Here is a 26,527-nt window from a genome sequence, read left to right as displayed (position 1 = left end):
GGGAGGCCAGCGAGTTTCCGGGGGACGGCGGTGCGACGCCGCCGCCCCCGGGTCCAGGGAGGCGGCGGCGTCGCGGGTGTCCGGTTCCGTACGGGTCAGCCCCGGCGGAGCGTGATCGTCGTCCAGGCGCCGACGTGCACCCGGTCGCCGTCCTGGAGGTGTACGGGGACGTAGGGCTGGATCGGCTCCTCGGCGCCGTTCACCGTGGTGCCGTTCGTCGAGTTCTGGTCGACGACCGCCCAGGAGCCGTCCGGCTGCTGCACGAGCACCGCGTGCTGGTGCGAGACGCCCGGGTCCTCCGGCGGCACCGACAGGTCGATGTCGGGGGACTCGCCCGTGGAGTGCCTGCGGCGGCCGATCGTCACCTGGTTCCCCTGGAGCGGCAGGTGCTGCTCGGGGGAGTACGCGGGCAGGTTGAGGCCCGAGGCCTCGGGGCCGCTGCGCTGCATCATCGCCAGGAAGTACTCCCTGTCGGGCCCGACGACCGCGGTCCAGCCCGCGGAGGGCGACGGGTACGGCTGCGGGGCCTGGGGCGGCTGGTGCTGGTGCTCCTGCTGGTGCTGCGGGACCCCGTGCTGCTGGTGGGGTGCCTGCGAGGGGTGCGGCGCCTGCGGGGGAGCCTGCTGGGGGGCCGACTGGGGGTGCTGCTGCGAGGGCGGCGGCAGCATCCAGTCGTCCTCGCCGCCGCCGGGCGTCCCCTGCGGCTGCGGCTGCGGGAAGGCGGGCGGGGGCGGCGGGCCCTGCGGCGGGGTCTGCTGGGGAGCCTGCTGCGAGGCGGGCGGGGCGGGCGGCGCGGACTGCTCGGGGGCGAGCGGCTCGGCGCCCCGGTTCATCCGGGACGGGCTCGAACTCTGGTAGTCGAACGAGTCGCCGGACGTGGGCGACTGCCCCTGCGGGCCCTGGGCGAGGCCGCCGCCGGGCTGCTGGGACTGGAAACCGGGGGGAAGCGGGAGCCCGGGTACGGAGGGGCCGGGCGCGCCGGGCCCTTCGGGGCCGCCGGGTCCGTTCGGCCCGCCGGGGCCGTCGAAGCCGCCGGGTCCGCCGGGGCCGTTCGGGCCGTTGAAGCCGCCGGGGCCCTCGGGACCGCCGGGGTTGTTGAACGCGCCGGGTCCGTTCGGTCCGCCGGGGCCGTTGAAGCCACCGGGGCCGTTCGGTCCCGGTCCGTTGAAGCCGCCGGGGGCGTTGGGGCTGACCGGGGTGCGGGGGCCGTTGTAGCCGGGACTGCCGGGCCCGTCGAAGCCGCCGGGTCCGTCGGGGCCGTTGAAGCCGCCGGGAGCGTGCGGGCCGGGGCCGCCGGGGCCGCCGGGTCCGTCGAAGTTTCCGGGTCCGTTCGGTCCGCCGGGGTTGTTGAAGCCGCCGGGGCCGTTCGGGCCGTTGAACGCGCCGGGTTCACCCGGTCCACCCGGGCCGCCGGGCCCACCAGGAGCGTTGAAGCCGCCGGGGCCGCCGGGCCCACCCTGGCCGCCGGGGCCGTTGAAGCCGCCGGGTCCGTTCGGGCCGGGGCCCCCGGGCGCACCAGGACCGTTGAAGCCGCCCTGCCCACCAGGACCGCCAGGCCCACCAGGACCGCCAGGCCCACCAGGACCGCCGGGCCCACCAGGACCCCGCTGTCCGCCGGGCCCGCCGGGGCCACCCGCTCCCGGGCTCCCCGGCAGGGGGTGGCGCGGGGCCAGCGGGGTGTACGACGTCGCCATGTTCGTCAGGTAGTTCCAGCGACACTCCTCGCAGAAGGGAGCGTTCGCCTCGCGCGGCGTACGGCACTGCGGGCACAGCTCCGCCTGGGCGGTCGCGTTCGGGTCGCCGGACGGCGGATAGCCGTACCCGGGGGCCGCCGGCGGCGGGGGAGGCGGCGGCACGGCACCCGCGGGCGCGCCCGCCCCGGCCATGCGGTGGCCGCAGACCTCGCACCAGTCGTCGGAGTCCGACTGGTGTCCGTTCGGGCAGGTCGGCATGGAGACGCGTCCCCCTTCATCGTTCTTCGGCGGTGCTTTGCTGTACTACAGCGACAAATCGGTACGAGCTGTCACTTCTTCACGCGAACCGTCTTGGTGGAGCGGGTTTCGAGCGTCATCTCGTCCGCCTCCGCGACCTTCGCCTTCAATCGCACAGTACCCGTCGCGGCATCGACGACGTCTACCACCTTCGAAAGGAGTTTCGCCGTATCGGCGTTCCCGGAGGCCGACGCGAGTTGCACGGCGCGCCCCAGTTTGGCCGTCGCCCCGTCGAAATCACCCGCTTTGCGGGCGTCCAGGCCCTGCTGGATGACCTGGGCCAGCTCCGCCTGGCCCGTGTAGTGGGCGACCTGCGGGTTGATGCGCGTGGAGGCCGCCATGTCGTCCGTCCAGACCGCCCGCACCAGCCCCTGCGAGAGGGTCTGCGGGGCGCCGCCCGCGGCGTCGGGCAGGATCAGCGAGACCCGGGCGGCCAGCATCTCCCGGCCGATGCCCGCCTCGGGGACCCGTACGGACACGTGGTAGTCCCGCGACTCGTCGCCCCACGAGCCGGTCGGGTAGTCCCCGGCCCTGGGGCCCGCCTCGGTGCGCCGGGCGGTCAGGTCCTCGACGGTGGGGGCCACCTGCTTCACGAACTGGATCTCCACGCCGACCGGTGTCCACAGCCGCAGCGCGACGTCCGCGACCTCCTTGCCCATCGCGGTCTCCATCATCTGCGTGAAGTCCGCGGCGAGTCCGGACGGGTCGGCGACGATGTCGGCGGTGCCCAGGAGCGCGGAGGCGATGCCGGTGACCTCCTTCACCTCCCAGTCGGTGCCGACGCCGCGCGCGTCGCAGGTGAAGCGCCCCGCGCAGGCGTCGAGGGTGGCCCGCAGGGCGTCCGGCGACTCGTGCTCGTTGCGGCCGTCGGTCAGCAGGATGCCGTGCCTGATGGCCACGTCGGCGTCCGCGAGGAGCCGGTCGGCCAGCCGCAGCCAGGTGCCGATCGCGGTGCCGCCGCCGACCTTCAGCCTGCGCAGCGCCTCCTTGGCCTGCGCACGGGTGGCGGCGCCCGCCGTGGCGAGGCGGCCGTTGCCCGGGTAGACCTCGCGCGCCACGTGCGTGCCGTCGACGATCCCGAACAGCGTGCCGTCGCGCAGGGTGTCGATCGCGGCGGCGGTGGCGTCGCGGGCGTTGCGCATCTTGGTGGGCGGGTAGTCCATGGAGCCCGAGCAGTCGACCATGATCACGACGGCGGCGTTCGCGCCCCGCGCCGGTATGCCGGACGGTGACGCGGAGGCCCCGGTCAGGGGTGCGCCGCCGGTGGTGCCGCCGCCGGTCGAGGTGACCGTGACGATCGCGCTGACCTCGCGGCCGCCCTCCGGCAGGTACTCGTTCTGGTAGACGTCGACGGAGAACTGCGGCACGTTCGACTTGGAGAAATTAGCCATGTGGTCGGCTCCTCAATGCTCCACACAACGGATGAAGGCGGCACGGGATCGGTGCGGCACGGTGGGTCGGGCAGCGCGTTCCGGCCGGGCTCACGCCTCGCCGTAGGCCGATCCTGCCCCTCGCGGCGGAAGCGCGAACGGCACCACGGCCACTGTTACGTTGTCGTGCCCGCCGCCGTCCAGGGCGTGGCCCACGAGCACCCGGGCGCTGTGCAGCGGGCGCAGCGCGGCGTCGGCCGGGATCGCCGCGGCCATCTCCTCCGCGGCCTCCGCGTAGTTCCACAGGCCGTCGGTGCACACCACCACTACACCCGGCCTGTCGGGTTTGAAGGAAGCGGTGTGCGGGTCGATTTCGTACGCGTCCGCGCCGAGCCAGCCCGTGATGGCGTGGGCGCGCTCGTCCGCGTACGCCTCCGCCTCGTTCATCAGGCCCGCCGCGACCATCTGGGCGGCCCAGGAGTCGTCCTCGGTGAGCCGGGCGGGCGGGCCGCTGCGGTCGTCGGGCACCCAGTAGGCGCGGCTGTCGCCGATCCAGCCGACGACCAGCAGGCCGCCCGCGACGACCGAGCCGACGATGGTGCAGGCGGGTGCGTTCTGGTGGTGGTGGCGGTGCGGGTCGTGCTCCTGTGCGCCGGCGGGCGCGTCGGCCAGCGCGTTGACGGCGTCGGCGGCGGCGACGATCGCCTCGTGCAGCGCGGTCTGCGGGTGCGTGCCGCGCGGCAGGGCGGCCAGCAGCGACTCGTTGGCCGCGGCGGCCGCGGCGGCGGACGCCTCGTCGGGGCGGGTCGCGGAGGAGACGCCGTCGCAGACGATCGCCACGACGGCGGGGGAGCCGTCGGGCAGCGCGGTGGTGGAGATCGCGAACGCGTCCTCGTTGCGGTGGTGGCGCAGGCCCTTGTCGCTCACGGCGGCGACCGCGTCCAGTTCGCGCTCCATGTGGTCGCGCTCGCGGGGCTGGGCGTGGCCGCAGTTCTCGCAGTAGCCGTCGGGGGCGACGTGGCCCGCGCGGCAGGCGACGCAGAGCCTGGTGCCGGCGGGGGGCGTGGCGGGTGCGGGCGCAGAGGCGGGGGCCGCGGCCGGGGAAGGGGCGGCGGCCATCCGGGGGTCGGGGGCGGCCAGCTCGAAGTCGCCGTTCCCGGCGGCGGTTTCACCGACGGGGCGCGCGCCGGGGGCGGCGTGCGGTCCGGCAGCGGCCTGGGCCCCGGGGACGGGGTGGTGGCCGGTGTTGCCGGACAGCGGGTCGCCCGTGGAGTCCGTGCCCGGCACGTCGCCGGGGCGCAGCGTGCGGGCCTGGGAGCCGGTGCTGCCGGGCGCGGCCTCGGGCCAGTCGACGTCCAGGGGCGCGCCGTCCGGCGCGGGCGGCGCGGGCACGGCGGTGCCCATCACGACCGTGGGGTGGTCGCCCTGGTCCGAGCCGGGCCCGGCCGCGGGGGCGGTCGACAGGTCGTACCCGCAGTCACCGCAGAACAAGTCCCCCGCTTCCAGGGGCTCGTCGCAGCGGGGACAGGCGGACAACTGGTCCATCTGGGACATCAATCACACCCACGTCCGGGGGCGGAGGCGGTTGGCCCGCTCCACCAGGTCGATCCTCTCCTCGCCATGCTGCGCGAGCCGGGCGAGCACCCGGAACGAGCGCTCCAGGCCGAAGCGCAGCCCGCGCTCGTCCAGCTCGCTGCCGAGCAGGGCGGGCTTCGCCGTGGCCGGGGCCGCGGTCTGCGGCGGTACGGCTCCGGGACTTCCGGAGAGTACCCAGTCCAGCGCCGTACCGAGTACCTCGGTCGACAACCGGGCCCGGCGCACCGGGTCGAGGCCGAACTGCTGGAGCGCCGTGACCTGCCCGGCCGCGGCGGACAGGTCGTCCAGCAGCGGCTCCCGCGGGGACCGGCCGCGCAGCCGCGCCCGTACGGCCGCGACCCGCGCAGCCGTGTAGTGGATCGACGACTCCGGTACGGACTCCAGGGTGCGTACGGCTCCGCCCCGGTCACCGGCCGCGACCTGCACGCGGGCCAGGCCGAACGCGGCGCTGACGTAACTGGGGTCGGTCGCCCAGACGAGGCGGTAGTACTCGGCGGCGTTGTCCAACTGGCCCAGCACCTCGGCGCAGACGCCGAGCGCCAGCTTGGGGGTCGGCTCGCCGGGGAACGCGTCGTAGATCGCGTCGAAGGAGAGCGCGGCGGTCTCGTTGTCGCCCGAGGCGAGCGAGGAGAGGCCGCGGTACCAGACGACGCGCCAGTCGTCCGAGTGGTCCAGCTCAAGGGCGGTCAACGCCTCGGCGGCCGCGGCCGGTTCGTCCATCTCCAGGCGGGCGCGGAGCTCGCGCAGCCGCGTTTCGACGGAGCCGGCCGGGCCCGCCCGGAGTGCGGCGATCAGCTCGGCGGGCGCGGAGGTGAGGAGGCCGGCGAGGAAGCCCGCGTTGGGGTCGCCGGGATCGACCCGGGGGACGGGCAGCGCGAGTGCGGCCGTACGGGCGTCCAGCGCGGCGAGGCCGGGACCGTGCTCCGGGGCACCGCCCCCGTGGTCACCGTGCGGGGCGTCCCCGGTACCCGAGTTGGTGTTCCCGGCGCCCGCGTTGGTGTTCCCGCCCACCTCCACGAGCGCACCGCCCCCGCCCGCACCGCCCGTACCGCCCGCACCGGGCACCGCGCCCGCACCGGGCACCGTGCCCGAGCCGATCGCGGCCGCGGCGGGAGCCGTACCCCCGGCGTGCCGCCCGTTGCCGAACAGGCGTCCGACGAGACCGCCCGCGGCCCCCGCGTCCGCCTCGCTCCGCACCCCCAGGCGCGACACCTCACCCGTCGGCTCGCCGAACAGCTCCGTGTCCGTCACCCGCAGTTCCGCGCCGAACAGCGTGGAGAGCGACGGCCGCGGGCAGCCCGTCTGGAGCGCGACCACCTCCCGCAGCACCCCCGTCAGCTGCTCCGCCATCTCCTGCGCCGAGGCGAACCGCCGCGCCGGATCGGGGTCGGTGGCCCGCACGAGGAAGCGGTAGAACGACTCGTACTGCCGGAACACCTCGATGTTGTCCGGATCGGGCAGCGAGTCCACGAAGACGTTCGTGTACCCCTGGAAGTCGAACGTCAGCACGGCCAGCGTCCGCGCCACCGTGTACAGGTCGGAGGCGACCGAAGGCCCCGCCTCGGCGACCTCGGGCGCCTGGTACCCCACCGTGCCGTAGATCGCCGACTCGTCGTCGTCCATGCGGCGCACCGCGCCCATGTCGATCAGCTTCAGCTGGTCTTCCGTCTGGATCGCGTTGTCGACCTTGAAGTCGCAGTACAGCAGGTTGCGGCTGTGCAGGTGCCCCAGTGCCTCCAGCGCCTCGATGCCGTACGCGCAGGCCTGCTCGACCGGCAGCGGGTCGCGCTTGCCTGCGGGCGTGCGGCGGTCGTTGGCGATCTCCTTGAGGGACTTGCCGCCGACGTACTCCATGACGATGTAGCCGTCCATGGAGCCGGTCCGCTGGTCCAGGTGCTCCACGAAGTTGTAGATGCGGACGATGTTCGAGTGCTCGATCTCCGCGAGGAAGCGGCGCTCCATGATGGCCGCGGCCATCGCGTCCTGGTCGCCCGTGTCCAGCAGGCCCTTGAGGACCACCCAGCGGTCGGACACGGCCCGGTCGACGGCGAGGTAGATCCAGCCGAGGCCGCCGTGCGCCAGACAGCCCACCACCTCGTACTGCCCGCGCACGATGTCGCCGCCGTGCAGCTTCGGCACGAACGAGTAGGGGTGGCCGCACTTGGTGCAGAAGCCCTCGGTGCGCCCCGGGCGGTCGCCGCGCGCCCGGCCCACCTGCGCCCCGCAGTCGGAGCGCGAGCAGAACCGCTTGCGCTCGGGCACCTCCGGGTTCTCCATCACCGCGACGCGCGGGTCGGGGCGCGGCACGTCGGGGACGACGACCAGGCCCGCGCCCAGCCTGCCCCGGCCCGACGAGGCGGTCGACGAGCCGGTGGCCCGCACGGAGACCGAGCGGGCGGACGCCGCGCCGGACAGCGAGCGGGACAGTCGGCCCGACACCGAACGCCTGGACGTCGAGGAGCGGGACGAGCCGGTGGACGTACGGGCGCTGCCGCTGCGCACGGACGAGCTGTTCGACCCCCGCGCGCTGCCCGAGCCGCGCGAGCCGCGCCCGCCGCCCGCGATGCCGGTGGGCGGCGAGCCGAGCAGGCCGTCCGGCGCCACCACGGGCGCCAGGCCGCAGGTGTCGCAGTACAGCTCGCCGCCGCCCATGTCCTCGTACGCCCCCTCGCAGCCGGGGCGTTGGCACTTCTTCGACTCGCTCATGAATCCCCCCTGCGGTCCTCGGGTCCTACGGGCCCTGCCTGTCCTGCGTGCCCCGCGGCGTCCGGGCGGCCCTGGGCGAACGCCTCGGCCGCCGCCCGCTGGTAGCGCAGCACCGCCTGCTCGGCGACCCGCAGGTCGCAGGGCGCGCTCCACAGCATCCGGCGCGCCGCGTCGTACCGCTCCATCAGCAGCGGGTCCTCCGCCAGACCGTGCCGGGCGACCTTCGCCTTGTACGCGTCGAGGCGGCCGCGCAGCTCCGCGCGGACCGCGAGCGGCGCGGTGACCGCCGTCAGCGAGGCCCGCGCCCGCTCCAGCTCCAGCTCGGCCTCCCGCTCCAGCGACTCCAGGAGCGGCGAGAGCCGGTGCCACTGGGCGTGCCTGCGGTACTCGGCGGCGGCCTGGAGGCGCTCCTGGAGCGCGGTCGGCGGGCCGCTCACCACGGGCACCTCGGACGCGGCTATCTTCGCCAGGACCTCGCCGCGCGCCGAGCGGGCCTCGGTGAGCGTGCGGTCCGCGCGCAGCAGCACGTCCCGCAGCCGTACGAGCCGCTGCTCGGCGTCCTGCCTGACCCCGAGCACCGCCTCGATCTCGCGGCGGATGTCCTCCAGGCCCAGCGCCGCCCTGTCGTACCGCTCGGTGTCGGGGCGGCCGCCGCCCGGCGCGGACGAGCCGACGCCTGGGCGCCAGAAGGCGAGCGGGTCGGAGACCACCTGGGCGCGGAGCGTCGCCAACTCGTGCGTGATCGATTCGAGTTCGTCGCCCGCGGGGTGCTCGCCGGGGCGCACGCCCACCGAGTGGGCGAGCGAGCGGACCCGGCCGAGCTCCGCCGCGAGCAGGTCTATCCGGGCGGGCAGCGCCGACCAGACGGTGTCCGCGGTGACGACGAGGTCCAGCGAGCGGGCGTACAGCTCGTTCATCCGGGCCACCAGCTCCTCCAGCGAGTACCGCTCGGAGAGCTTCGCGGGGCCCGTCAGGGCGGCGGGCCGGACGACGGCGCCCGCGATGGCGACCGACCGGCCGCGCAGCCGCTCGGTCAGCTCGGCCAGCTCGCTCTCCCCCGGCCAGCGGCGCCTGGCGCGCAGCTCGCGCGCCCGGTCGAGCGCGGCGGAGTACGCGTCGAAGTACTCCCAGAGCAGGGTGATCGTGGGCTCGACCGCGGTCCAGCGCTCCTTGGTCACGCCGGTGAGGCTCGCGCCTTCCAGCAACCTGCGCCCCGCGTGGTCCTGGAGGGCCAGGAGCGAGGTCTCGATCGCCTCGTGCTCCGCGCCGAGGCGCGCCAGCGCACGGTCCACCTCGTCCCGGTCCATGACGGGACCGGTGGGACCCGTGACGCTCATCGATCACCTCTCCGTGGTTGCTGTCGCGTCCGCCGCGTGCCTGTAGTGCCGTGCTCCCGCGTCAGTCGCGGTACTTGGGGGCGGGCGGGGCGGTGATCCCCGGCAGCCCCTTCTCCAGCCACTTCTCGTACGACTTCATCCAGGCGCTCTTGCGGTAGTCGTCCAGCACCCGGTTGATCCGGCGCACCAGGTCGTCGCTGCCGAGCTTGGTGGCGACGCCGTAGTACTCGGTGGTGAAGGGCGCCCCGCGCAGCTCCACCGCCGGGTCCTGGGCCGCCTGGCTGGCGGCCAGCGCGCTGTCGGTGACCACCGCGTCGACCTCGCCGAGCTGGAGCCGCACCAGGCAGTCCAGCTGGTTGGGGACGGTGATCAGGTCCGGGTCGAGGTCGGTGCCGTCGTGCTCGTCCTGGAAGACCGCGCCGTAGGACTTCGACGCCAGCTTGTCGTACGCGGTGGAGCCCTCCGCCGAGCAGACCCGCTTGCCCTTCAACGTCCGGTCGTAGCCGCTGAGTTCCTTCTTCGGCACGGCCCTGGGCACCAGGAGCTGCTGGCCCGTCTGGAAGTAGGCGGTGGAGAAGGAGACGTCCTTGAGGCGCTTGCAGCTGATCGACATGGTGCGCGCCACGATGTCGACCTTGCCGCTCTGGAGCGCCTGGATCCGCTGGTTGGTGGGGATCGCCCGGAATATCACCGCGTTCTCGTCGCCGAGCACGTCCTTGGCTATCGCCCGCACCAGGTCGATGTCGAAGCCCTCCAGCTCGCCGTTCTGCGGGTTGCGGTACCCCCAGCGGTAGCTGTTCTGGTCGACGCCGGCGACGAGCTTGCCCCGGTCCTTGATCCGCTTGATCGCCGCGCCCTCGGCCCCGCCCGGCCGCAGGCTCGCCTCGGGGGTCGCGCAGTCGTCGGCCACCGCGGGCAGCGCGCTGCCCGCGCCGGGTCCGCCGCGCGGTGCCCCGTCGGAGCCGCCGCCGTCGCTGCCGCCGAGCGGCAGCAGGAGCGCGGCGCTCGCCGCGCAGGCGACGGCCATGGCGCCCACGCCGCCCCAGCCGCGAAGCCTGGAACCCATCGCTCCCCCTCTCACCGGTACTCCGAGAGCCTGCGGTTGATGCCGAGGACCGTGCCGACCGCGCCCAGTACCGCGAGGATGGCGGCGCCGATCGACAGTCCGTCGAACGCCCCGCGCCCGTCCTCCGCAGCCCGGGTGAACTCCTGCTGCTCATGGGCTATCGCATCGGCCAGTGCCTTGTCGACCTTCGAGAACGCACTGCCCGTCGACTGCTCGGCGCCGGTCACCAGCTTCAGCGCGCCCTCGTAGTTGCCCGCGTCGTCGGTGGCTCGGGCGTCGGTGTGCAGCGCCTGCCACCTGGTCACCCCGGACAGGGCGGCGGCCACCGGATCCCTCCCCGGAGAGTCGTCCGCGCGGTCCTTCGCCCGCGCCAGCTCCTCGACGAGGGAGGACATGCCCTTGGCGTACTGGGTCTCGTACAGGTCCTCGCCGCCCTTGGTGAGCACCGCGCCCCGCGCGACCAGGGTCAGGTTCTCGTTGGCGCGCGCCTTCAGCGAGTCGATGCGCGCCTTGTTGAGCACGTCCAGCGACTCCTGTCCGTGCACCTTCGCGTCCCGCAGGTCGGCCCGCGCGACCGTGTGGCCCACGGCCAGCCAGAGCAGCACGACGGTCGTCGCGGCCGTCGCGGCGAGCAGCCCGTGGTTGAGGACCCGGTTCGTGCGCCGGTAGTTGCGCCGCTGCGCCCAGCCGAGCGCGCCGAGCGCGACGAGTCCCGCGGCGAGGGACAGCAGGGGCCAGGCGCGGGTCGCGTCGTGGTCCTCGTCCAGCCGGGCGGTCTCGGCCGCGTACAGCTTCTCGGCGGCCGGGAGCAGTTCCTTGCTCATGACCTGGTTGGCGTACCGCAGGTAGGCGCCGCCCAGCGGCAGCCCCTGGCGGTTGTTGGCGCGGGCCCGCTCGATCAGCCCCGTGTAGCGGGGGAGTTGTTCGTTGAGGAGGGTGATCTGCTGCCCCGACGTGGACGATCCGTCGGTGGTGGCCGCGGCCTTCACCAGCAGCTGGGCGGCCTGTCTGATGTCCAGGTCGTAGCGGTCGGTGATGGCGCGGGGCTCGGTCGCCCCGGCGAGGAAGCCGTTCGCGGCGGTGGTGTCGGCGTCGGCGAGCGAGCGGTAGATGCTCGCCGCGTCGGCGCTCAGCGGCTGGCTGCGGTTCACCACGTCGTCGGCCGACGAGGCGCGGTCCGCGACCTCGAAGGCCGTGACGGCCCCGAACACCACGACCAGGGCGGCCACGACGGCTCCGATGATCCGGAGTCTGCCGGGTTCGGTCGTCGCGGCCGTCCGCAGCCGCTCCCTGCCCACGTCCCACGCCCCCCGGCGCGGCACGGCGGGCGGCGCGGACGGCTCGCTCGGCGCGTGTGTCACTTGACCTCCCCCTCGGTCACTGACGGTGGCCCGTTCCCCGACGGTACGGAGAACTACTGCCCGGCCAGCAGTATGGCCGCAGGGGCTGACATCCACACCACGATTGCCTGGATCATGTGCACGACGTTCCCGCGCGGTGCCGATCTCCCCAACTGGAACACGTCTTGCACGCCCGTTCGGTTCCCGGTCGTCGCCGTGCCCTCACCGGCCGAAGAACCCGCCGGGCCCCGGGCACGCCGAAGCCGCCGCCCGCGCCCGGGGCAACCCGGGCGCGGGCGGCGGCGGCAGTGCGGCCGGGGGCCGCGGATCAGGCGTAGTGCGCCCGCAGCCGCAGTTCGGCGCCCGGGTCGGCGCCCGTCGCCCGGTCCAGGCCGAGCAGCGCGGCGCCCAGCACCGGAGGCTCCGTCACGACCCGCACCACGGCCTTGGGGGCGCGCGCCGCGAGGCGTTCGTGGATCCGGTCGTCGAGCAGCGGGTGGCGGGCGGCCAGCACGCTGCCGCCGAGCACCACCGGCGTCTCGTCGGCCAGCAGGTCCAGCCTGCCGAGCGCGACCGACGCCAGCGCCACGACCTCGTCGGCCTGCCGCTCGACCAGGCCGCGCGCCACGGCGTCGCCCGCGGCGGCCACCGCGAAGAGCACCGGGGTGAGTTCGTGCTTGCGCACCAGCGGTACGCGCCCCAGGTGCAGGGCCTCGATCAGCCCGTACATCGTGGAGAGGCCGAAGTGCGCGGGCAGCGCCTCGGCCAGCCCGGTCGGCTCGCCGCGCCCGTCCTCGGCCCGCGCGGCGAACCACAGCGCCTCGTCGGCGAGTCCGCCGCCCCCGCCCCAGTCGCCGGATATCCGGCCGATGGCGGGGAAGCGGGCGGCGCGGCCGTCCGGCAGCATGCCCACGCAGTTGATGCCCGCGCCGCACACCACGGCCACGCCGCGCGGCTCGGCGCCCTGCGGCAGCCCGGCCCGCAGGATCGCGAAGGTGTCGTTGCGCACGTCGACGGCGTCGCCCCAGCCGCGCTCCGCGACGGCGGCGGCCAACTGCTCCTCCTCCACCGGCAGGTCGGCGTTGGCCAGGCAGGCGGCCACCTGCTCGACGCGGTCGGCCCCGGCCTCGGCGAGCGCCCGCGCCACGATCTCGGCCAGCGCGTCGACCGCGGCCCGCACTCCGACCACCGGGGGCTGGAAGCCGCCCCCTCGCGCGGTGCCGACGACGGTGCCGTCCGGTGCGATCACGGCCACGTCGGTCTTGCTGTTGCCCGCGTCGACGGCGAGGACCGAAGGAGTCACGCCCACGCGAGGTGCTCCCGGTTGTGCGAGACCAGCTGGTCCGTGAGCTTCTCGGCGTACTCGTACTGCCCGATCAGCGGGTGGGCGAGCAGCGCCTTGAAGACCCGCTCCCGGCCGCCCTGGAGGGCCGCTTCGAGGGCCAGGTGCTCGTACGCGGTGACGTTGGCGATGAGCCCCGCGTACAGCGCGTCGAAGCGCCGCACGGGCAGCGGGGTCGCGCCCTTGCCGTCCACCTTCGCCTGGACCTCGATCACCGCGTCGTCGGGGAGGAAGGGCAGCGTGCCGTTGTTGTACGTGTTGACGACCTGGTGCCGCGAGCCCGAGCCGCCCAGCAGGGCCGCCGCGAGGTCGACCGCCGCCTCCGAGTAGAAGGCGCCGCCGCGCTTGGCCAGCAGCTCCGGCTTCTTGTCCAGCGCCGGGTCGCCGTACATCGCCAGCAACTGCCGCTCCATCTCGGCGACTTCCGCGGCCCGCGAGGGCTTGGTGCGCAGCTCCCGCACGACCTCGTCGTGCTGGTAGAAGTAGCGCAGGTAGTACGAGGGCACCGAGCCGAGCCGGTCGACGATCTCGCGCGGCATGCGCAGGTCGGCGGCGATGGCGTCGCCGTGCTCGGCGAGCAGCCGCGGCAGGACGTCCTCGCCCTCGGGGCCGCCGACGCGCACGCCCAGCTCCCACGTCAGGTGGTTGAGGCCGACGTGGTCGAGGTGGACCTCGCCCGGCGTGACGTCGAGCAGCTTCGCGAACTTGCGCTGGAAGCCGATGGCCACGTTGCACAGCCCGACGGCCTTGTGCCCGGCGTTCAGCAGGGCGCGGGTCACGATGCCGACCGGGTTGGTGAAGTCGATGATCCACGCGTCGGGGTTGGTGCGGCGCACCCGCTCGGCGATGTCCAGCACGACGGGCACGGTCCGCAGCGCCTTGGCGAGGCCGCCGGCGCCGGTGGTCTCCTGGCCGACGCAGCCGCACTCCAGCGGCCAGGTCTCGTCGTTCAGACGGGCGGCCTGGCCGCCGACGCGCAGCTGGAGCAGGACGGCGTCGGCGTCCGCGACCCCGGCGTCCACGTCGGACGTGGTGACGATCCTGCCCGGGTGGCCCTGCTTGGCGAAGATCCGCCGGGCGAGTCCGCCGACCAGTTCCAGGCGGTCGGCCGCCGGGTCGACGAGGACCAGTTCCTCGATGGGCAGCGTGTCGCGCAATCGGGCGAATCCGTCGATGAGTTCGGGCGTGTAGGTGGAACCGCCCCCCACGACAGCGAGCTTCATGCTTGTCACTACCCCTTCACTCCGGTCAGTGTGACGCCCTCGACGAATGCCTTCTGGGCGAAGAAGAACAGGATGATCACCGGCGCCATGACCATCACGGTCGCCGCCATGGTGAGGTTCCAGTTGGTGTGGTGGGCGCTCTTGAAGGACTCCAGGCCGTAGCTGAGCGTCCAGGCGGCCGGGTTCTCCGAGGCGTAGATCTGCGGCCCGAAGTAGTCGTTCCAGGCGTAGAAGAACTGGAAGAGCGCGACGGCGGCGATGCCGGGCCTGGCCATCGGCAGCACGACCCGCACCAGCGCCTTGAACTCGCCGCAGCCGTCGACCTTCGCCGCGTCGATGTACTCGTTCGGGATGGTCAGCAGGAACTGGCGCAGCAGGAAGATGGAGAACGCGTCGCCGAACGCCATCGGGATGATCAGCGGCCACAGCGTGCCCGCGAGGTCCATCTGCTTGGCCCAGAACAGGTACATCGGGATGATGACGACCTGCGGCGGCAGCATCATCATCGAGACGACCAGCATCAGGGCGAGCCGCTGCCCCTTGAAGCGGAACTTCGCCAGCGCGTACGCCACCGGGATCGACGACAGCAGGGTCAGGACGGTGCCAAGACCCGCGTACAGCAGGGTGTTGCGCCACCAGGTCAGGAAGCCGTCGGTGTGCAGGACCTGGGAGTAGTTGCCCCACTCCCAGGTCGTGGGGACGAGGTCCCTGGTCATCGCCTGGTTGTCGCTCATCAGCGAGGTGAGGACCACGAAGACGATCGGCAGGACGAAGAAGAGCGCGGCGGCGATCCCCAGCGAGTGCACGGCGATCCAGTGCAGTGCCGCCTTGCGGCGCGCGGTGCGCTCGGCGGGGGGCCGGGGCGCGGACGCCACCGGTGCGGGCTTGTCGAGTACGTCGGTCATGGCAGTCAGTCACCCGCCTGGATGAGGCCCCCGCGCCGCCGCATCAGGAGGGCGGTGAAGGCCATGGAGAGCACGAACAGGACGAGCGCGATGACGGCGGCCGAGCCGTAGTCGAAGCGCTGGAAGCCGAGGTTGTAGACGAGCTGGGGCAGCGTCAGCGTCGACTTCTCCGGGTAGCCGGGTTCGAGCTGCTGCCCGCTGTTGCCGAGGATGCCGGAGGCGACCTTCCCGGCCACCAGCGGCTGGGCGTAGTACTGCATCGTCTGGATGACGCCGGTGACGACGGCGAACAGCACGATGGGCGAGATGTTCGGCAGCGTCACGAAGCGGAACTTCTGCCAGGCCGACGCCCCGTCCAGCTCGGCGGCCTCGTACTGCTCGGTCGGCACGTCGAGGAGCGCCGCCATGAAGATCACCATGAGGTCGCCGATGCCCCACAGGGCCAGCGCGGTGAGCGCGGGCTTGGACCAGGCGGGGTCGGTGAACCAGGCGGGGGCGGGCACCCCGATCGATTCGAGGATCGAGTTGACCGGTCCCGTACCGGGGTTGAGCAGGAAGACGAAGGCGAGCGTCGCGGCGACGGGCGGCACCAGGTAGGGCAGGTAGAAGAGGGTGCGGAAGACCCCCGTAGCCGTCTTGATCTTGGTGATCAGCAGGCCTATGCCGAGGCCGAAGACGACCCGGCAGGTCACCATGACGACGACCAGCCACAGCGTGTTGCGCATCGCGGGCCAGAACAGCGGGTACTCGCCGAAGACGTACGACCAGTTCTCCAGGCCGTTGAACTCCGGCGGCCGGAAGCCGTCGTAGTCCATGAAGGAGAAGTAGACGGTGGAGACCAGCGGGTAGGCGAAGAAGACGCCGAAGCCGATCAGCCAGGGCGACATGAAGGCGGCCGTGCGCAGTGCCGAGCGGCGGCGCTTCGCCCGCAGGGTGTGCGTGGTCATGGCCGGTCTACTTCGCCTTCGCGATGTCCGTGTCGATCTGCTTCGCGGTCTCTTCCAGACCGGCCTTCAGGTCCTTCACCTTGCCCGCCTCGTAGCGGTAGCCGAGGTCCTGGAGGGTGATCTGGTAGGTGCCGCCGTCGACGTGGGCGGGCGTGGTGTTGGACTTGGGGTGCTTGGCGATGTCGATGAACGTCTTGAACGCCGGGTCGATCTTGAGCTTCGGGGATTCGAGCGCCGCGATCGTGGAGGGCACGTTGTGGATGTCGTTGGCGAAGGCGACGACCGCTTCGGTGTCGGTCGTCATGTACTTCACCAGTTCCCACGCGGCGTTCTGCTTCTTGCTGGTGGCGGCGATGCCCATGATCGTGCCGGACAGGTAGCCCTTGCCGTGGTCGGCCTTCTGGTCGTCGGCGACGGGCAGCGGGGCGGTGCCGATCTCGAACTTCACCCCGGCGTCCTTGGCCATCTGAAGCCGCCACTCGCCGTCGAGCTGCATGGCGACCTGGCCGGTGTGGAAGGGGTGCTTGGCGCCGAACTCGTCGCCGAAGGTGTTGCGGTACTTCTCCAGCTTGGCGAAGCCGCCGAGCTTGTCGACCAGGCCCTTCTGGTACGTCATCATGTTCGCGAACGCCGGGTCCTTGGCGATGTTGGACTTGCCGTCGGCGTCGAAGTAGGTCGGGCCCCACTGCGAGACGTAGTGCCCAGGAGTGGTCTCGTAGCCGTGGTAGTTGGGCATGAAGCCCAGCCGCTCGTAGGAGTCGCCCTTCTCCTTGGTGAGCTTCTCGGCGACCTCCGCGAACTCGCTCCAGGTCTTGGGGACCTCGGTGATCCCGGCCTTCGCGAAGGCGTCCTTGTTGTAGTACAGCCCGTACGCGTCGTTGAGCAGCGGCAGAGAGCACTGGTTGCCCTCGAAGCGGGTGTAGTCCAGCAGCGGCTTGTGGAAGACCTTCGCCGGGTCGACGTCCGCCTTCTTCAGGAAGGGGCCGAGGTCGACGAAGGCGCCGGACGCGCAGAACTTGCCGACGCTGTCGGTGGAGAACGAGGAGACGACGTCGGGGGAGTTGGAACCGCCCGCCCGCAGGCCCTGGTTGATCTTCGCGTCGGTCATGTTGCCGACGACCTTCACCTTGATGTTCTTGTGGGCGGCCTCGAAGCGGGCGACGTTGTCCTTGATCGCCTTCACCTCGCTGGGCGCGTTCCAGCCGTGCCAGAAGGTGATGGTGGTGTTGGCGTTCGGGTCGTCGTCGGCACTGTTCTCGCTGGAGCCCGTACAGGCGGTGGCGAGCAGGGAAAGCGCGGCGGTCGCGGCGAGCGCGACGACCCCGGTGCGACGGGCTTCGGGCATGGCGGTCTCTCCTGGTGTCGGCAGGGGAACGGGGGAGGAAGGGGGGTGTTGCTCGCTCAGCGGGAGGCTCAGCGGGAGGTGTCGAACACTTCGTCCCGTGTGGCGGCGAGGGCGCTCTCCAGCGCCCCGCGCAGCACGGGCTGTTCCTGTACGGCTCCGACGACGAGCCGGGGGCGGGGCGCGGCGAGCTCGGCGAGTTCCGCCTGGACCAGCTCGCGCAGGGGCTCTCCTCCTGCGGCGAGCACGCATCCGGTGAGCACGATCAGCTCGGGGTCGAGCAGGGCGACCATCGAGGCGAGGCCGGTCGCGAGGCCGGTGGCGAACCGTTCGAGCAGCTCGCGCTCGGGTCCGCCGTCCGCCGCGCCCGCCGCGCCCAGCAGGGCGACGGCCTCCTCCACGTACCCGGGGGCGGGGGGCACGGGGATGCCCAGCTTGCGGGCGGTCTTGGTGACGACCTGGCTGCCCGCGAGCTCCTGGAAGCCGCCGGAGTTGACCTTGGTGACCTGGCGCACGAGCGGCGCGCCCGGCACGGGCATGAACCCGACCTCGCCCGCGCCGCCGGTCCAGCCGCGGTGCAGCCGGCCGCCGATGACGAGGGCGGCGCCCAGGCCCTCCTCGTTCCACAGCAGGACGAAGTCCTCGTGGCCGCGCGCCGCGCCCAGCCGCTGCTCGGCGACGGCGACGAGGTTCACGTCGTTCTCGTACTCCACGGGCATCGGCAGCTCGGCCGCCAGCTCGTCCAGGAGCGAGGGCGCGTGCCAGCCGGGCAGGTGGGAGGCGTACCGCAGCCGTCCGGTGCCCGGGTCGAAGGCGCCCGGCGTGCCGATCACGACGCGGTGCACGTCGGTGCGCACCAGCCCGGCGGCCTTCACGGCCCCGTCCAGCGCCTCGGTCACCCGGCGCACCGCGGACTCGGCGCGCCGCCCGGGGGTGACCAGCTCGAACCGTCCGACGACGGCGCCCGTCACGTCGGCGACCGCGGCGAGGATCCGGTCGGGCGTCACGTCGAGCGCGGCGACGTGCGCGGCGCGCGCGTTGACCGCGTACAGCTGGGCGTTGGGCCCGGGGCGTCCCTCGGTGGTCCCGGTGGCGACGACGAGCCCGGCGGCTTCGAGCCGGGCCAGCAGCTGGGACGCGGTGGGCTTGGAGAGCCCGGTGAGCTTGCCGATGCGGGTGCGCGACAGCGGCCCGTGCTCCAGCAGCAGGTCCAGGGCCGCCCGGTCGTTCATGGCGCGCAGCACGCGCGGGGTGCCCGGTGTCCCCGGGGTGTTTCCGGCCATGGAGCCTGTGCACCTGCCCTTCGGCTGTCGCTCGCCCGAGCTGTACTGTTAGGAAAGTTTCCTATTCTGTGAGAGGAACGTAGGGCGTACGGCAGGAAGCCGTCAATGGGCGCCGGGCGGAGAACTGTCAAAGAGTTATGGATTCCGCTCCGGCCATGGTGCCATCCGATCCGTCCCGCCCCGGCGCGACGCTCGGCCCCGCTCCCCTCCTCCGGGAAGCGGCTGGCTCATTCCCCGGTGTCGACCAGGGTGCGCCCGCCCGGATGTGCGAAGGCCCGCGCCCCGAGGGGCGCGGGCCGTTTCCGCAGGTGTACGGGGCTACTTCGCCAGGTTCGGGTTCGACGGCGGTATCGGGGTCGTCGCCAGGGACTGGGGGGACGTGGCCGAGGCGAAGGCCGAGGGGGCCGACATGCCGGCCGTCGGGTCGGGGGACGCGGCGTCCTCCACCGCCAGCGGGAGGCCGCCCACGATGCGGATGCCCGCCGCGTCGAACGCCCGCTTGACGCGCCAGCGCAGCTCGCGCTCCACGCCCAGCGCCTTGCCCGGCATCGTCTTCGCCGAGATGCGGACCGTCATGGAGTCGAGCAGCACCTCGTCCAGGCCCAGGATCTCCACCGGGCCCCACAGGCGCTCGTTCCAGGGGTCCTCCTTGGACATCGCGTCCGCCGCCTGTCCGATGACCTCGCGGACCTTGTCCAGGTCCTCCGTCGGGCGGACCAGGACGTCGACCGTCGCCGTCGCCCAGCCCTGGCTCAGGTTGCCGATGCGCTTGACCTCGCCGTTGCGCACGTACCAGATCTCGCCGTTGTCGCCGCGCAGCTTCGTGACCCGCAGGCCCACCTCTATGACCTCGCCCGACGCCACGCCCGCGTCGATCGAGTCGCCGACCCCGTACTGGTCCTCCAGGATCATGAAGACGCCGGAGAGGAAGTCCGTCACCAGGTTCCGGGCGCCGAAGCCGAGCGCCACGCCCGCCACGCCCGCCGACGCCAGCAACGGCGCCAGGTTGATCTGGAACGCGCCCAGCACCATCAGCCCCGCCGTCCCCAGGATCAGGAACGACGCCACCGACCGCATCACCGAGCCGATCGCCTCCGAGCGCTGCCTGCGCCGCTCGGCGTTGACCAGCAGACCCCCCAGCGCGGTGCCCTCCACGGCCTGCGCCGAGCGGTTCATCCGCTCTATGAGCTTGGTGATGGTGCGGCGCACCAGGATCCGCAGGGTCACCGCGATCGCGACGATCAGCAGGATCCGCAGGCTCGTGTTGAGCCAGGTGGACCAGTTCTCCTCCACCCATCCGGCGGCGTCCCCCGCCTGCTTGGCGGCTTCGTCCAGCGTGACCACCGGCGGTTCGTTCGAGGACGGTGAGGGATCGGCGGCCCCAAGGACGGACGACCAACGACCGGACACGACAAGGACCTCCAGCAAGAACGGGCAGTACGGGCAATGCGGTAGCGAAGCTTCCACACTAACGGGGCGGGGTCCGTGGTCCGTTGTCCTGTTCGAGGGAGAGACGAGCCTCACCCGGGGATGAAGAGGGTGTGGTCGAAAACACTTCCAGCCCGTTACGCGGACCTGGTGGCGCTTCGACCAGCCCTGAGGAGAGACTGAGAGCAGATCGTCCCGGCGCGAGCCACGCGCCGCCGACGCACAAGGAGGCACCCGTGCCGCACGTCCTGGTCCTCAACGCGTCGTACGAGCCCCTCGGCGTCGTACCGCTCCGCCGCGCGCTCGTCCTCGTCCTGGAGAACAAGGCGATCTGTCTGGAGGAGTCCGGCTCCTTCATGCACAGTGCGACCCGCGCGATCGCCGCGCCCAGCGTCGTACGGCTCAAGCGCTTCGTGCGGGTCCCCTACCGGGGGCCCGTTCCGCTGACCCGCAAGGCGCTCTTCGCCCGCGACGGCGGGCGCTGCATGTACTGCGGCGGCGTGGCGACCAGCGTCGACCACGTCATCCCGCGCAGCCGCGGCGGACAGCACGCCTGGGAGAACGTGGTGGCGGCGTGCCGCCGCTGCAACCACGTCAAGGCCGACCGGCACCTCCTGGAGCTGGGCTGGCGGCTGCGGCACCAGCCCGCGCCGCCCTCCGGACTCGCCTGGCGGATCATCGGTACGGGCCACCGGGACCCGCGCTGGCTCCCGTACCTCCAACCCTTCGGCGCGGACGACGCCCTGGCCCGGATCGACGGCATCACCGCCTGACTACGATCCGGGCTTCTGCTTGTCCGGGGCGTCGTCGGGGAGGTCGGGGAGGGCGGGGGAGCCCTGGTCAGGGGAGTCCTGGGGCGGGGAGCCGGGCCCGGACTTCTCCGGAGCCCCCTTTCCCGGGGCCTTCGGCGCCTCCTTCTTCGGCGCTCCCTTCTCCGGCGCCGCCGGTGCCACCGCGTAGGCCTCCACCGACCACAGCGAGTACCCGAACCGCGTCGCCCGCTCGTCCCCCCGCACCCGCACGTACCGCACGTCCTTCGCGTCCATCCGGACCGCCTCGCGTCCACCGCGCCCGTCGCGGACCGTCGCCGCCGTCCGCCACGCGCCGCCGTCCGACGACACCTGGACGCGGTACTTCGCCGCGTACGCCTCCTGCCAGCGCAGCACGACCTGGCCGAGCCGCACCGGCTCCGTCAGCTCCGCCTGCCACCACTGGCCGTCCGCCGCGGGCGACGACCAGCGGGTCGCCGGGTCGCCGTCGGCCGCGGCCGGGGCCGGGAAGTCCGCGGTCTCGTCGCCCGACGAGGACACGGCGGCGCCGCGCACCAGATCGGCGCCCGACGTGCGCGGATAGGCCCGCACGGTCAGCACGCGCTCCTCGCCCGCGAAGACCAGCGGCACCTCGTACGTGCCCGCGGGCGTGCCCGCCGGGACGCTCACCTCGACCGGCACGTCCGTGCGCAGCGAGCCGCGCGGCACCGTCGTCCGCTTCGGCACCGCGACCCGGATGCCCGCGGGGGCCTTCGCGGTGAGCGCGCCGCGCACCTCGCCCGGCCTGCTCGCGGCCAGCCGCGCCTGCGCCCGCTGCGGCGCCCCGCCGATCTCCGCGTCCAGCTCGGCGCGCGCCAGGTCGAAGCGGGCCGCCGGGCCGTCGCCGTACCAGGGGACCACGCCGTGCACCTGCCTGGCCGTGCCGTGCACCTGCCGGGCCGTGTCGGACGCGGGCCACGCCACGCGCAGCGCGTCCGCCCGCAGGCCGCGCGCCGCGACCTGGGTCCAGCCGGTGGGGGAGAGGGGGCCGAGCGGACGCCAGCCCGCGCCCGGCACGTGCGCCTGGAGCACCGCCCCCGGGCGCTCGGCGGCGGTGGGGTCGGGGTCCGGGCCGGTCATCACGGTGACCGCGTCGAGGGGGCGCGGCCGGTCCAGGCGCAGCGTGAAGCGGTCCGGCTCGCGGGACGCCAGGCCGGTGCGGTGCGCCGCGCCCGTCCAGGCGTCGGCCTCCGCGCGCACCCGGTCCAGGAACGGCCCGAGCACGCCCTTGCCGACCGTCGCCCTGCTCTCCTTCGCGGCGGCCCGCAGCGGTTCCAGGGCCAGCGAGGCGCGCCAGGCGGCGGACCCCTCGCCCCTCGCCTGGGCCTGCAACAGGTCGACGGCCAGCTCTCCGGCGCGGCCGTAGCGCGCCAACTGATCGCTCCAGGGCCGCACTTCGTCGGCGAGCTGCCCGTCGGCCGGGGTCGCGAGCCGGTCGGGCGCCAGGCGCATCGCGGTGAACGCGGCCCGCAGCGCCCGCGCCGCCCGGTCGCGGGCCGCCGCGTCCGGGCCCGTACGGGACTGCCAGAACTCCGCGACGAGCGGCCGCAGGTACGCCGACTCGGCCCCGCCGAGCACCGACGAGGCGCCGTTCCCCGCCAGCACGCCCAGCGCCTCGCGGGCCGCCGCGTCGCCGTCCGCGAGGTCGTCGAGCGCGGCGCGCCAGGACTCCCCGGGGCGGTAGTCCCGGGGGTTCCAGGCGTAGTCGGCCGTGGTGAAGAGCGCGACGCGGGAGGCGGCGGGCTGCTCCATCGCGTTGGCCAGCAGCGCGGCCGAGCCGATCGCGACGGCGGGCTGGCGGCCGGTGTAGGGGCCGAGGAAGAGCCGGTCCTGCGCCCAGTCGTTGACCGGGTAGTTGTCCATGGTGACCAGCGGGTGCTCGAACGTGTCGCGGGTCCTGGCCAGTTCGCGCCCGGTGATGGTCCTCGGCACGACCCCGACGCCGGTCCACGCGACCTGCACCCGCGCGTCCAGCTCGTCGGCGAGCTTCGCGCGGTACTCCGTGTCGCCGTCCTGGTAGTACTCGGTCGGCATCAGCGAGAGCGGGCCCGCCTGCGGGTGGCGCTCGGCGAGGTGCCGGTCGAGCGCGTTCGCGACGCGGGCCTGCGCGCGGGCGGCGGCCCGTGGGCCCCGGCCGAAGGTGTCGGAGTCCTTCCCGCAGTGCCACTCGCTGTAACTGACGTCCTGGAACTGGAGCTGGAAGGCGCGCACCCCCAGCGCCCACATCGCGTCGACCTTCCGCTTCAGCGCCTCGACGTCGCCGTCCGACGCCAGGCACATCGACTGGCCGGGCGCGACCGCCCAGGCGAGCGTCACGTGGTTGGCGCGGGCCCGCCCGGCCAGCGCGCGGAAGTCGGCGCGCTGCGCGGCCGGGTAGGGGTCGCGCCAGCGGGCCTGGCGGTACGGGTCGTCGCCCGCCGCGTACAGGTAGCGGTTCTGTTTCGTACGGCCCATGAAGTCGAGCTGCGCGAGGCGCTGTCGGTGCGTCCAGGGCCGGCCGTAGAAACCCTCCGTCATGCCGCGTACGGCCGAGCCGGGCCAGTCGCGTACGAGGACGCCGGGCACCGCACGGCCGTCGCCGACCAGGCGGCGCAGGGTCTGCGCGGCGTGGAACAGGCCGTCGGGGCCCGTCCCGTCGAACGCGACCGTGGCGCGGCCCGCGACCGGGCCCGCCGCCAGGCGGTAGCCGCCGGACGGCAGGTCGCCGAGCCCGGCGGCGCGCAGGGCGCGCAGCGCGGCGTCGGCCCGGGGCCCGCCGACGGCGACGAGCGGGCCGCGGCCCGGCAGCCGGGTGTGGACCGTGCGCACCCCGGCGCCGCGCAGCACGTCCCGGACGACGGCGACGGCGTACGGGTCGGCGCCTGGCGCCACGTCGAGCGTGACCTCGGAGGTGAGCGGCACGGCGCGGCCCGCGGACGTCAGCGACTGGGGCCTGGGCCACACGGCGGGCGGGGCGGCGGCCGTACGGGGTGCCGCGGCGGCCGCGCGGGGCGGGGCGCCGTCGGGGCCAGGGGGTGCGCCGGGGGCGGCCGACGCGCCGGGGGCCACGGGGCCGAGCAGCCCGCCGACGACGGCGGCGGCGACGGCCGCAGCCCGCTTTCCGTGCCCGAGCCGCACGCGTGCCCTCCTGCTCAGCCGCCCGTTCGAAACGATCGGGGCGAGCCCACCACCCCGGCGCACGCGTGTCAATGAGGGTGGCCGTTGCGCCCGAAATGCCGGGAAGGGCGTGGCGGGGCCCACGGGGGCGCTCCGGCGGCTTCTCGCCGAGTCCTGCGTGTGTCCGCTCGGGCTGGGTAGGGCTGCTGTGTCCCGTACACCCCGCAGTCCCTCCGCATGGGAGTCACCGTGACCGCATCCGCCCCGCTCCTCTCCAAACAGGTGCCGCAGCAGCGCACTTCGGCCCCGCAGGCCCCCCAGGCCCCGCTCACGAGCGAGCCGCCGCTGCTCGGCACCGCGCCGCTGACCAGTGAGCCGCCGCTGCTCGGCACGGCCCCGCTGACCAGTGAGCCGCCGCTCGCCGGGACCGCGCCCCTGACCAGCGAACAGACCGCGACCGGCGCGGCGGGCGGCCTCGGCCACCCGGGAACCTGAGGCGGAACCCGCGAAGGAGCGGCCAGGGGCGTCCCGGGAGCAGCCGGGAGCCCCAGGGTCCAGGAAGCCCCCAAGGAGCCAGCATGAGCCTCGTCCGGCTCGCAGCCCTGCACGGCGTCGCCACCTCCTACTCCCCGTCCCCGGGCGTCATGCTCACGGTCCCCGACGCCACGGTCGTCGCCGTGCTGGCCGCGCTCGGCGTCGACGCGGGGACCCCGGGGGCGGTGCGCGACGCGCTCGCCGCCGCCCGCGCGGCCGCCACCGCGCGGGTGCTGCCGCCGACGGTGGTCCACTGGGCGGGCGCACCGCCGCCCGAGTCCCTCACCGGGCTCCCCGAAGGAACGTCGCTGCGCGTGGAGACCGAACAGGGCGACGAACAGCCCCTGGACGCGAGGCCCCAGGCCGTACGGCACTCGGAGGTACGGCCCCCGGACGGTCCGCGTCCCGGCGAGGGCGCCCACGGCCTCGACGCGCTGCCGCACGGCGTGCACCGGCTGCACGCCCGCACGCCCGACGGCCGCGAGACCGCGGCCTGGCTCGTCGTCGCCCCCGCCCGCGTCCCGCAGCCGCAGGGCAGAGCGCACGGCTTCCTCGTCCAGCTCTACTCGCTGCTCTCCGAACGCTCCTGGGGCATGGGGGACCTCGCCGACCTGGCCGAACTCGCCGCCTGGTCGGGCCGGACGCTCGGCTGCGGCTTCGTCCAGGTCAACCCGCTGCACGCGGCGGTGCCCGGCGAACCGACCGACCCCTCGCCCTACCGGCCGTCCTCGCGCCGCTTCCCCGATCCGGTCCACTTACGCGTCGAAGCGGTGCCCGAGAGCGCGTACGCCGCCCTCGACGAGTACCGCAAACGGGCCGAGACGCTGCGCCAAGGGGTCCTCACCGGCGGCCGGTTGATCGACAGGGACGCGGTGTGGGCGCTCAAGCGCGAGGCGCTCGAAGCCGTCCGCGCCGTGCCGCAGAGCCCCGGCCGCCGCGCCGCCTACTGCGACTTCATCGCCGACCAGGGCCAAGCGCTGGAGGACCACGCCACCTGGTGCGCGCTCGCCGAGGTCTACGGCTCCGACTGGCACCGCTGGCCCGAGGAGCTGCGCGACCCCCGCTCCGAGCGCGTCGCACGGGCCAGGCGCGAGCTGATGGAGCGCGTCGACTTCCACACCTGGCTCGCCTGGCTCACCGACGAGCAGCTGGCCGCCGCCCAGCGCGCCGCGCGCGACGCGGGCATGCCGCTGGGCCTCGTCCACGACCTGGCGGTGGGCGTCCACCCGGGCGGCGCCGACGCCTGGGCGCAGCGCGGCACGCTCGCCGACGGCATCTCGGTGGGGGCGCCGCCCGACGCCTTCAACGCGCACGGCCAGGACTGGGGGCTGCCGCCGTGGCGCCCCGACGAACTTGCGGCCCGCGGCTACGCCCCGTACCGGGGACTGCTGCGCACGCTGCTGCGGCACGCGGGCGCGCTCCGCGTCGACCACGTGATGGGGCTCTTCCGGCTCTGGTGGGTGCCCGAGGGCCACGCGCCCGCCGAGGGCACGTACGTGCGCCACGACGCGGAGGCGATGCTCGCGGTGCTGGCCCTGGAGGCGGAGCGGGCGGGCGCGGTCGTCATCGGGGAGGACCTGGGGACGGTCGAGCCCGGGGTGCGCGAGGCGCTGGAGCGGCGCGGGGTGCTGGGCACCTCGGTGTTCTGGTTCGAGCGGGACTGGACGGGGACGGGCCGGCCGCTGGCGCCCGCCGCCTGGCGCACGGGCTGCCTGGCCACCGCGACCACCCACGACCTGCCGTCGACGGCGGCGCGGCTGACCGGCGGGCACGTGGAGCTGCGGTACCGGCTCGGGCTGCTGGCCCGCCCGCTGCCGGAGGAACAGGCGGCGGACGCGGCCGACGTCCACGAGTGGCTGGGCGCGCTGGCGCGGCTCGGGCTGCTCCCGGAGGGCGAGGGCGACGAGGAGGGCGGGATCCGCGCGGTCTACCGCTTCCTGCTGAGCACGCCCGCCCGGCTGGTCGGGGTCTGGCTGCCGGACGCGGTGGGGGACAGGCGCCCGCAGAACCTGCCGGGCACCTGGAACCAGTACCCCAACTGGCGGCTGCCGGTGGCCGATGCGCTGGGCCGCCCCGTGACGCTGGAGGAGCTGGCCGCTTCGCCCCGGCTGCACGCGCTGATGGCGGTGTTCCAGGAGGCGGGCGGGGGGTTCCGGTGATGGGGACGCACTCGTATGGGCACCCCGGGCGCGCGGCCTCCTCGGGCGTTCGC

18 protein-coding genes are annotated in these 26,527 nt (G+C 74.1%); 3 read left to right on the top strand and 15 right to left on the bottom strand.

Annotated elements, in window-relative coordinates:
* Nucleotides 1–95: 95 nt before the first annotated feature.
* From ACIBNE_RS19285 to ACIBNE_RS19220, 14 genes are all read right to left on the bottom strand, one after another.
* The gene (locus ACIBNE_RS19285; RefSeq protein ID WP_399273048.1) at nucleotides 96–1,952 is read right to left on the bottom strand and encodes an FHA domain-containing protein; all 1,857 of its coding nucleotides are present in this window, start codon (nucleotides 1,950–1,952) and stop codon (nucleotides 96–98) included.
* A gap of 71 nt (nucleotides 1,953–2,023) precedes the next feature.
* The gene (locus ACIBNE_RS19280) at nucleotides 2,024–3,382 is read right to left on the bottom strand and encodes a VWA domain-containing protein (RefSeq protein WP_399273047.1); all 1,359 of its coding nucleotides are present in this window, start codon (nucleotides 3,380–3,382) and stop codon (nucleotides 2,024–2,026) included.
* A gap of 90 nt (nucleotides 3,383–3,472) precedes the next feature.
* On the bottom strand, nucleotides 3,473–4,915 hold the full coding sequence (locus tag ACIBNE_RS19275) for a PP2C family serine/threonine-protein phosphatase (protein WP_399273046.1): 1,443 nt from the start codon (nucleotides 4,913–4,915) through the stop codon (nucleotides 3,473–3,475).
* 3 nt (nucleotides 4,916–4,918) lie between these two features.
* On the bottom strand, nucleotides 4,919–7,663 hold the full coding sequence (locus tag ACIBNE_RS19270) for a tetratricopeptide repeat protein (RefSeq protein ID WP_399273044.1): 2,745 nt from the start codon (nucleotides 7,661–7,663) through the stop codon (nucleotides 4,919–4,921).
* Nucleotides 7,660–9,000, bottom strand: a complete 1,341-nt coding sequence (locus ACIBNE_RS19265) for a hypothetical protein (RefSeq protein WP_399273042.1) — start codon at nucleotides 8,998–9,000, stop codon at nucleotides 7,660–7,662. Before ACIBNE_RS19265 ends, ACIBNE_RS19270 begins: the two co-directional genes overlap by 4 nt.
* Nucleotides 9,001–9,061: 61 nt before the next feature.
* Nucleotides 9,062–10,066, bottom strand: a complete 1,005-nt coding sequence (locus ACIBNE_RS19260) for a glutamate ABC transporter substrate-binding protein (protein WP_399273040.1) — start codon at nucleotides 10,064–10,066, stop codon at nucleotides 9,062–9,064.
* An 11-nt stretch (nucleotides 10,067–10,077) separates the two neighbouring features.
* Complete coding sequence (locus ACIBNE_RS19255; RefSeq protein WP_399273038.1) at nucleotides 10,078–11,427, bottom strand: hypothetical protein; 1,350 nt, start codon at nucleotides 11,425–11,427, stop codon at nucleotides 10,078–10,080.
* 307 nt (nucleotides 11,428–11,734) lie between these two features.
* Nucleotides 11,735–12,715, bottom strand: coding sequence for an N-acetylglucosamine kinase (locus ACIBNE_RS19250; RefSeq protein ID WP_399273036.1), 981 nt, complete (start codon nucleotides 12,713–12,715; stop codon nucleotides 11,735–11,737).
* Entirely contained in the window at nucleotides 12,706–13,971 is a 1,266-nt protein-coding gene (locus tag ACIBNE_RS19245) for a 6-phospho-beta-glucosidase (protein ID WP_399273034.1), read from the bottom strand. Before ACIBNE_RS19245 ends, ACIBNE_RS19250 begins: the two co-directional genes overlap by 10 nt.
* An 8-nt stretch (nucleotides 13,972–13,979) precedes the next feature.
* Nucleotides 13,980–14,876, bottom strand: a complete 897-nt coding sequence (locus ACIBNE_RS19240) for a carbohydrate ABC transporter permease (RefSeq protein ID WP_399273031.1) — start codon at nucleotides 14,874–14,876, stop codon at nucleotides 13,980–13,982.
* Between the two features lie 5 nt (nucleotides 14,877–14,881).
* On the bottom strand, nucleotides 14,882–15,823 hold the full coding sequence (locus tag ACIBNE_RS19235; protein ID WP_399273029.1) for a carbohydrate ABC transporter permease: 942 nt from the start codon (nucleotides 15,821–15,823) through the stop codon (nucleotides 14,882–14,884).
* 7 nt (nucleotides 15,824–15,830) lie between these two features.
* On the bottom strand, nucleotides 15,831–17,168 hold the full coding sequence (locus tag ACIBNE_RS19230) for an ABC transporter substrate-binding protein (protein ID WP_399273027.1): 1,338 nt from the start codon (nucleotides 17,166–17,168) through the stop codon (nucleotides 15,831–15,833).
* Nucleotides 17,169–17,236: 68 nt separating this feature from the next.
* A complete protein-coding gene (locus ACIBNE_RS19225) occupies nucleotides 17,237–18,448 on the bottom strand; it encodes an ROK family transcriptional regulator (protein ID WP_399273025.1) in 1,212 nt (403 codons plus the stop codon).
* A gap of 318 nt (nucleotides 18,449–18,766) precedes the next feature.
* Nucleotides 18,767–19,858, bottom strand: a complete 1,092-nt coding sequence (locus tag ACIBNE_RS19220; protein WP_399273023.1) for a mechanosensitive ion channel family protein — start codon at nucleotides 19,856–19,858, stop codon at nucleotides 18,767–18,769.
* A 254-nt stretch (nucleotides 19,859–20,112) separates the two neighbouring features.
* Between ACIBNE_RS19220 and ACIBNE_RS19215 the strand changes: the two genes are divergently transcribed.
* A complete protein-coding gene (locus ACIBNE_RS19215; protein ID WP_399273021.1) occupies nucleotides 20,113–20,649 on the top strand; it encodes an HNH endonuclease in 537 nt (178 codons plus the stop codon).
* On the opposite strand, the gene ACIBNE_RS19210 is transcribed toward ACIBNE_RS19215, so the two are convergent.
* The gene (locus ACIBNE_RS19210; RefSeq protein ID WP_399273019.1) at nucleotides 20,650–23,802 is read right to left on the bottom strand and encodes a beta-N-acetylglucosaminidase domain-containing protein; all 3,153 of its coding nucleotides are present in this window, start codon (nucleotides 23,800–23,802) and stop codon (nucleotides 20,650–20,652) included.
* Nucleotides 23,803–24,018: 216 nt separating this feature from the next.
* Here ACIBNE_RS19210 and ACIBNE_RS19205 point away from each other — a divergent pair, with 216 nt between their 5' ends.
* Both ACIBNE_RS19205 and malQ read left to right on the top strand, forming a co-directional pair.
* On the top strand, nucleotides 24,019–24,276 hold the full coding sequence (locus tag ACIBNE_RS19205) for a hypothetical protein (RefSeq protein ID WP_399273017.1): 258 nt from the start codon (nucleotides 24,019–24,021) through the stop codon (nucleotides 24,274–24,276).
* 83 nt (nucleotides 24,277–24,359) lie between these two features.
* Nucleotides 24,360–26,474 carry a 4-alpha-glucanotransferase gene (gene malQ / locus ACIBNE_RS19200; RefSeq protein WP_399273015.1) on the top strand — a complete coding sequence of 705 codons (2,115 nt, stop codon included), beginning with the start codon at nucleotides 24,360–24,362 and terminating at the stop codon, nucleotides 26,472–26,474.
* Nucleotides 26,475–26,527 lie beyond the last annotated feature (53 nt).

It is taken from the genome of Streptomyces sp. NPDC050504, from assembly GCF_044458065.1.
GTDB lineage: Bacteria > Actinomycetota > Actinomycetes > Streptomycetales > Streptomycetaceae > Streptomyces.
The sequence above is the reverse complement of the archived record's forward strand: the minus strand, read 5'-3'. Positions and strand labels throughout refer to the sequence as shown.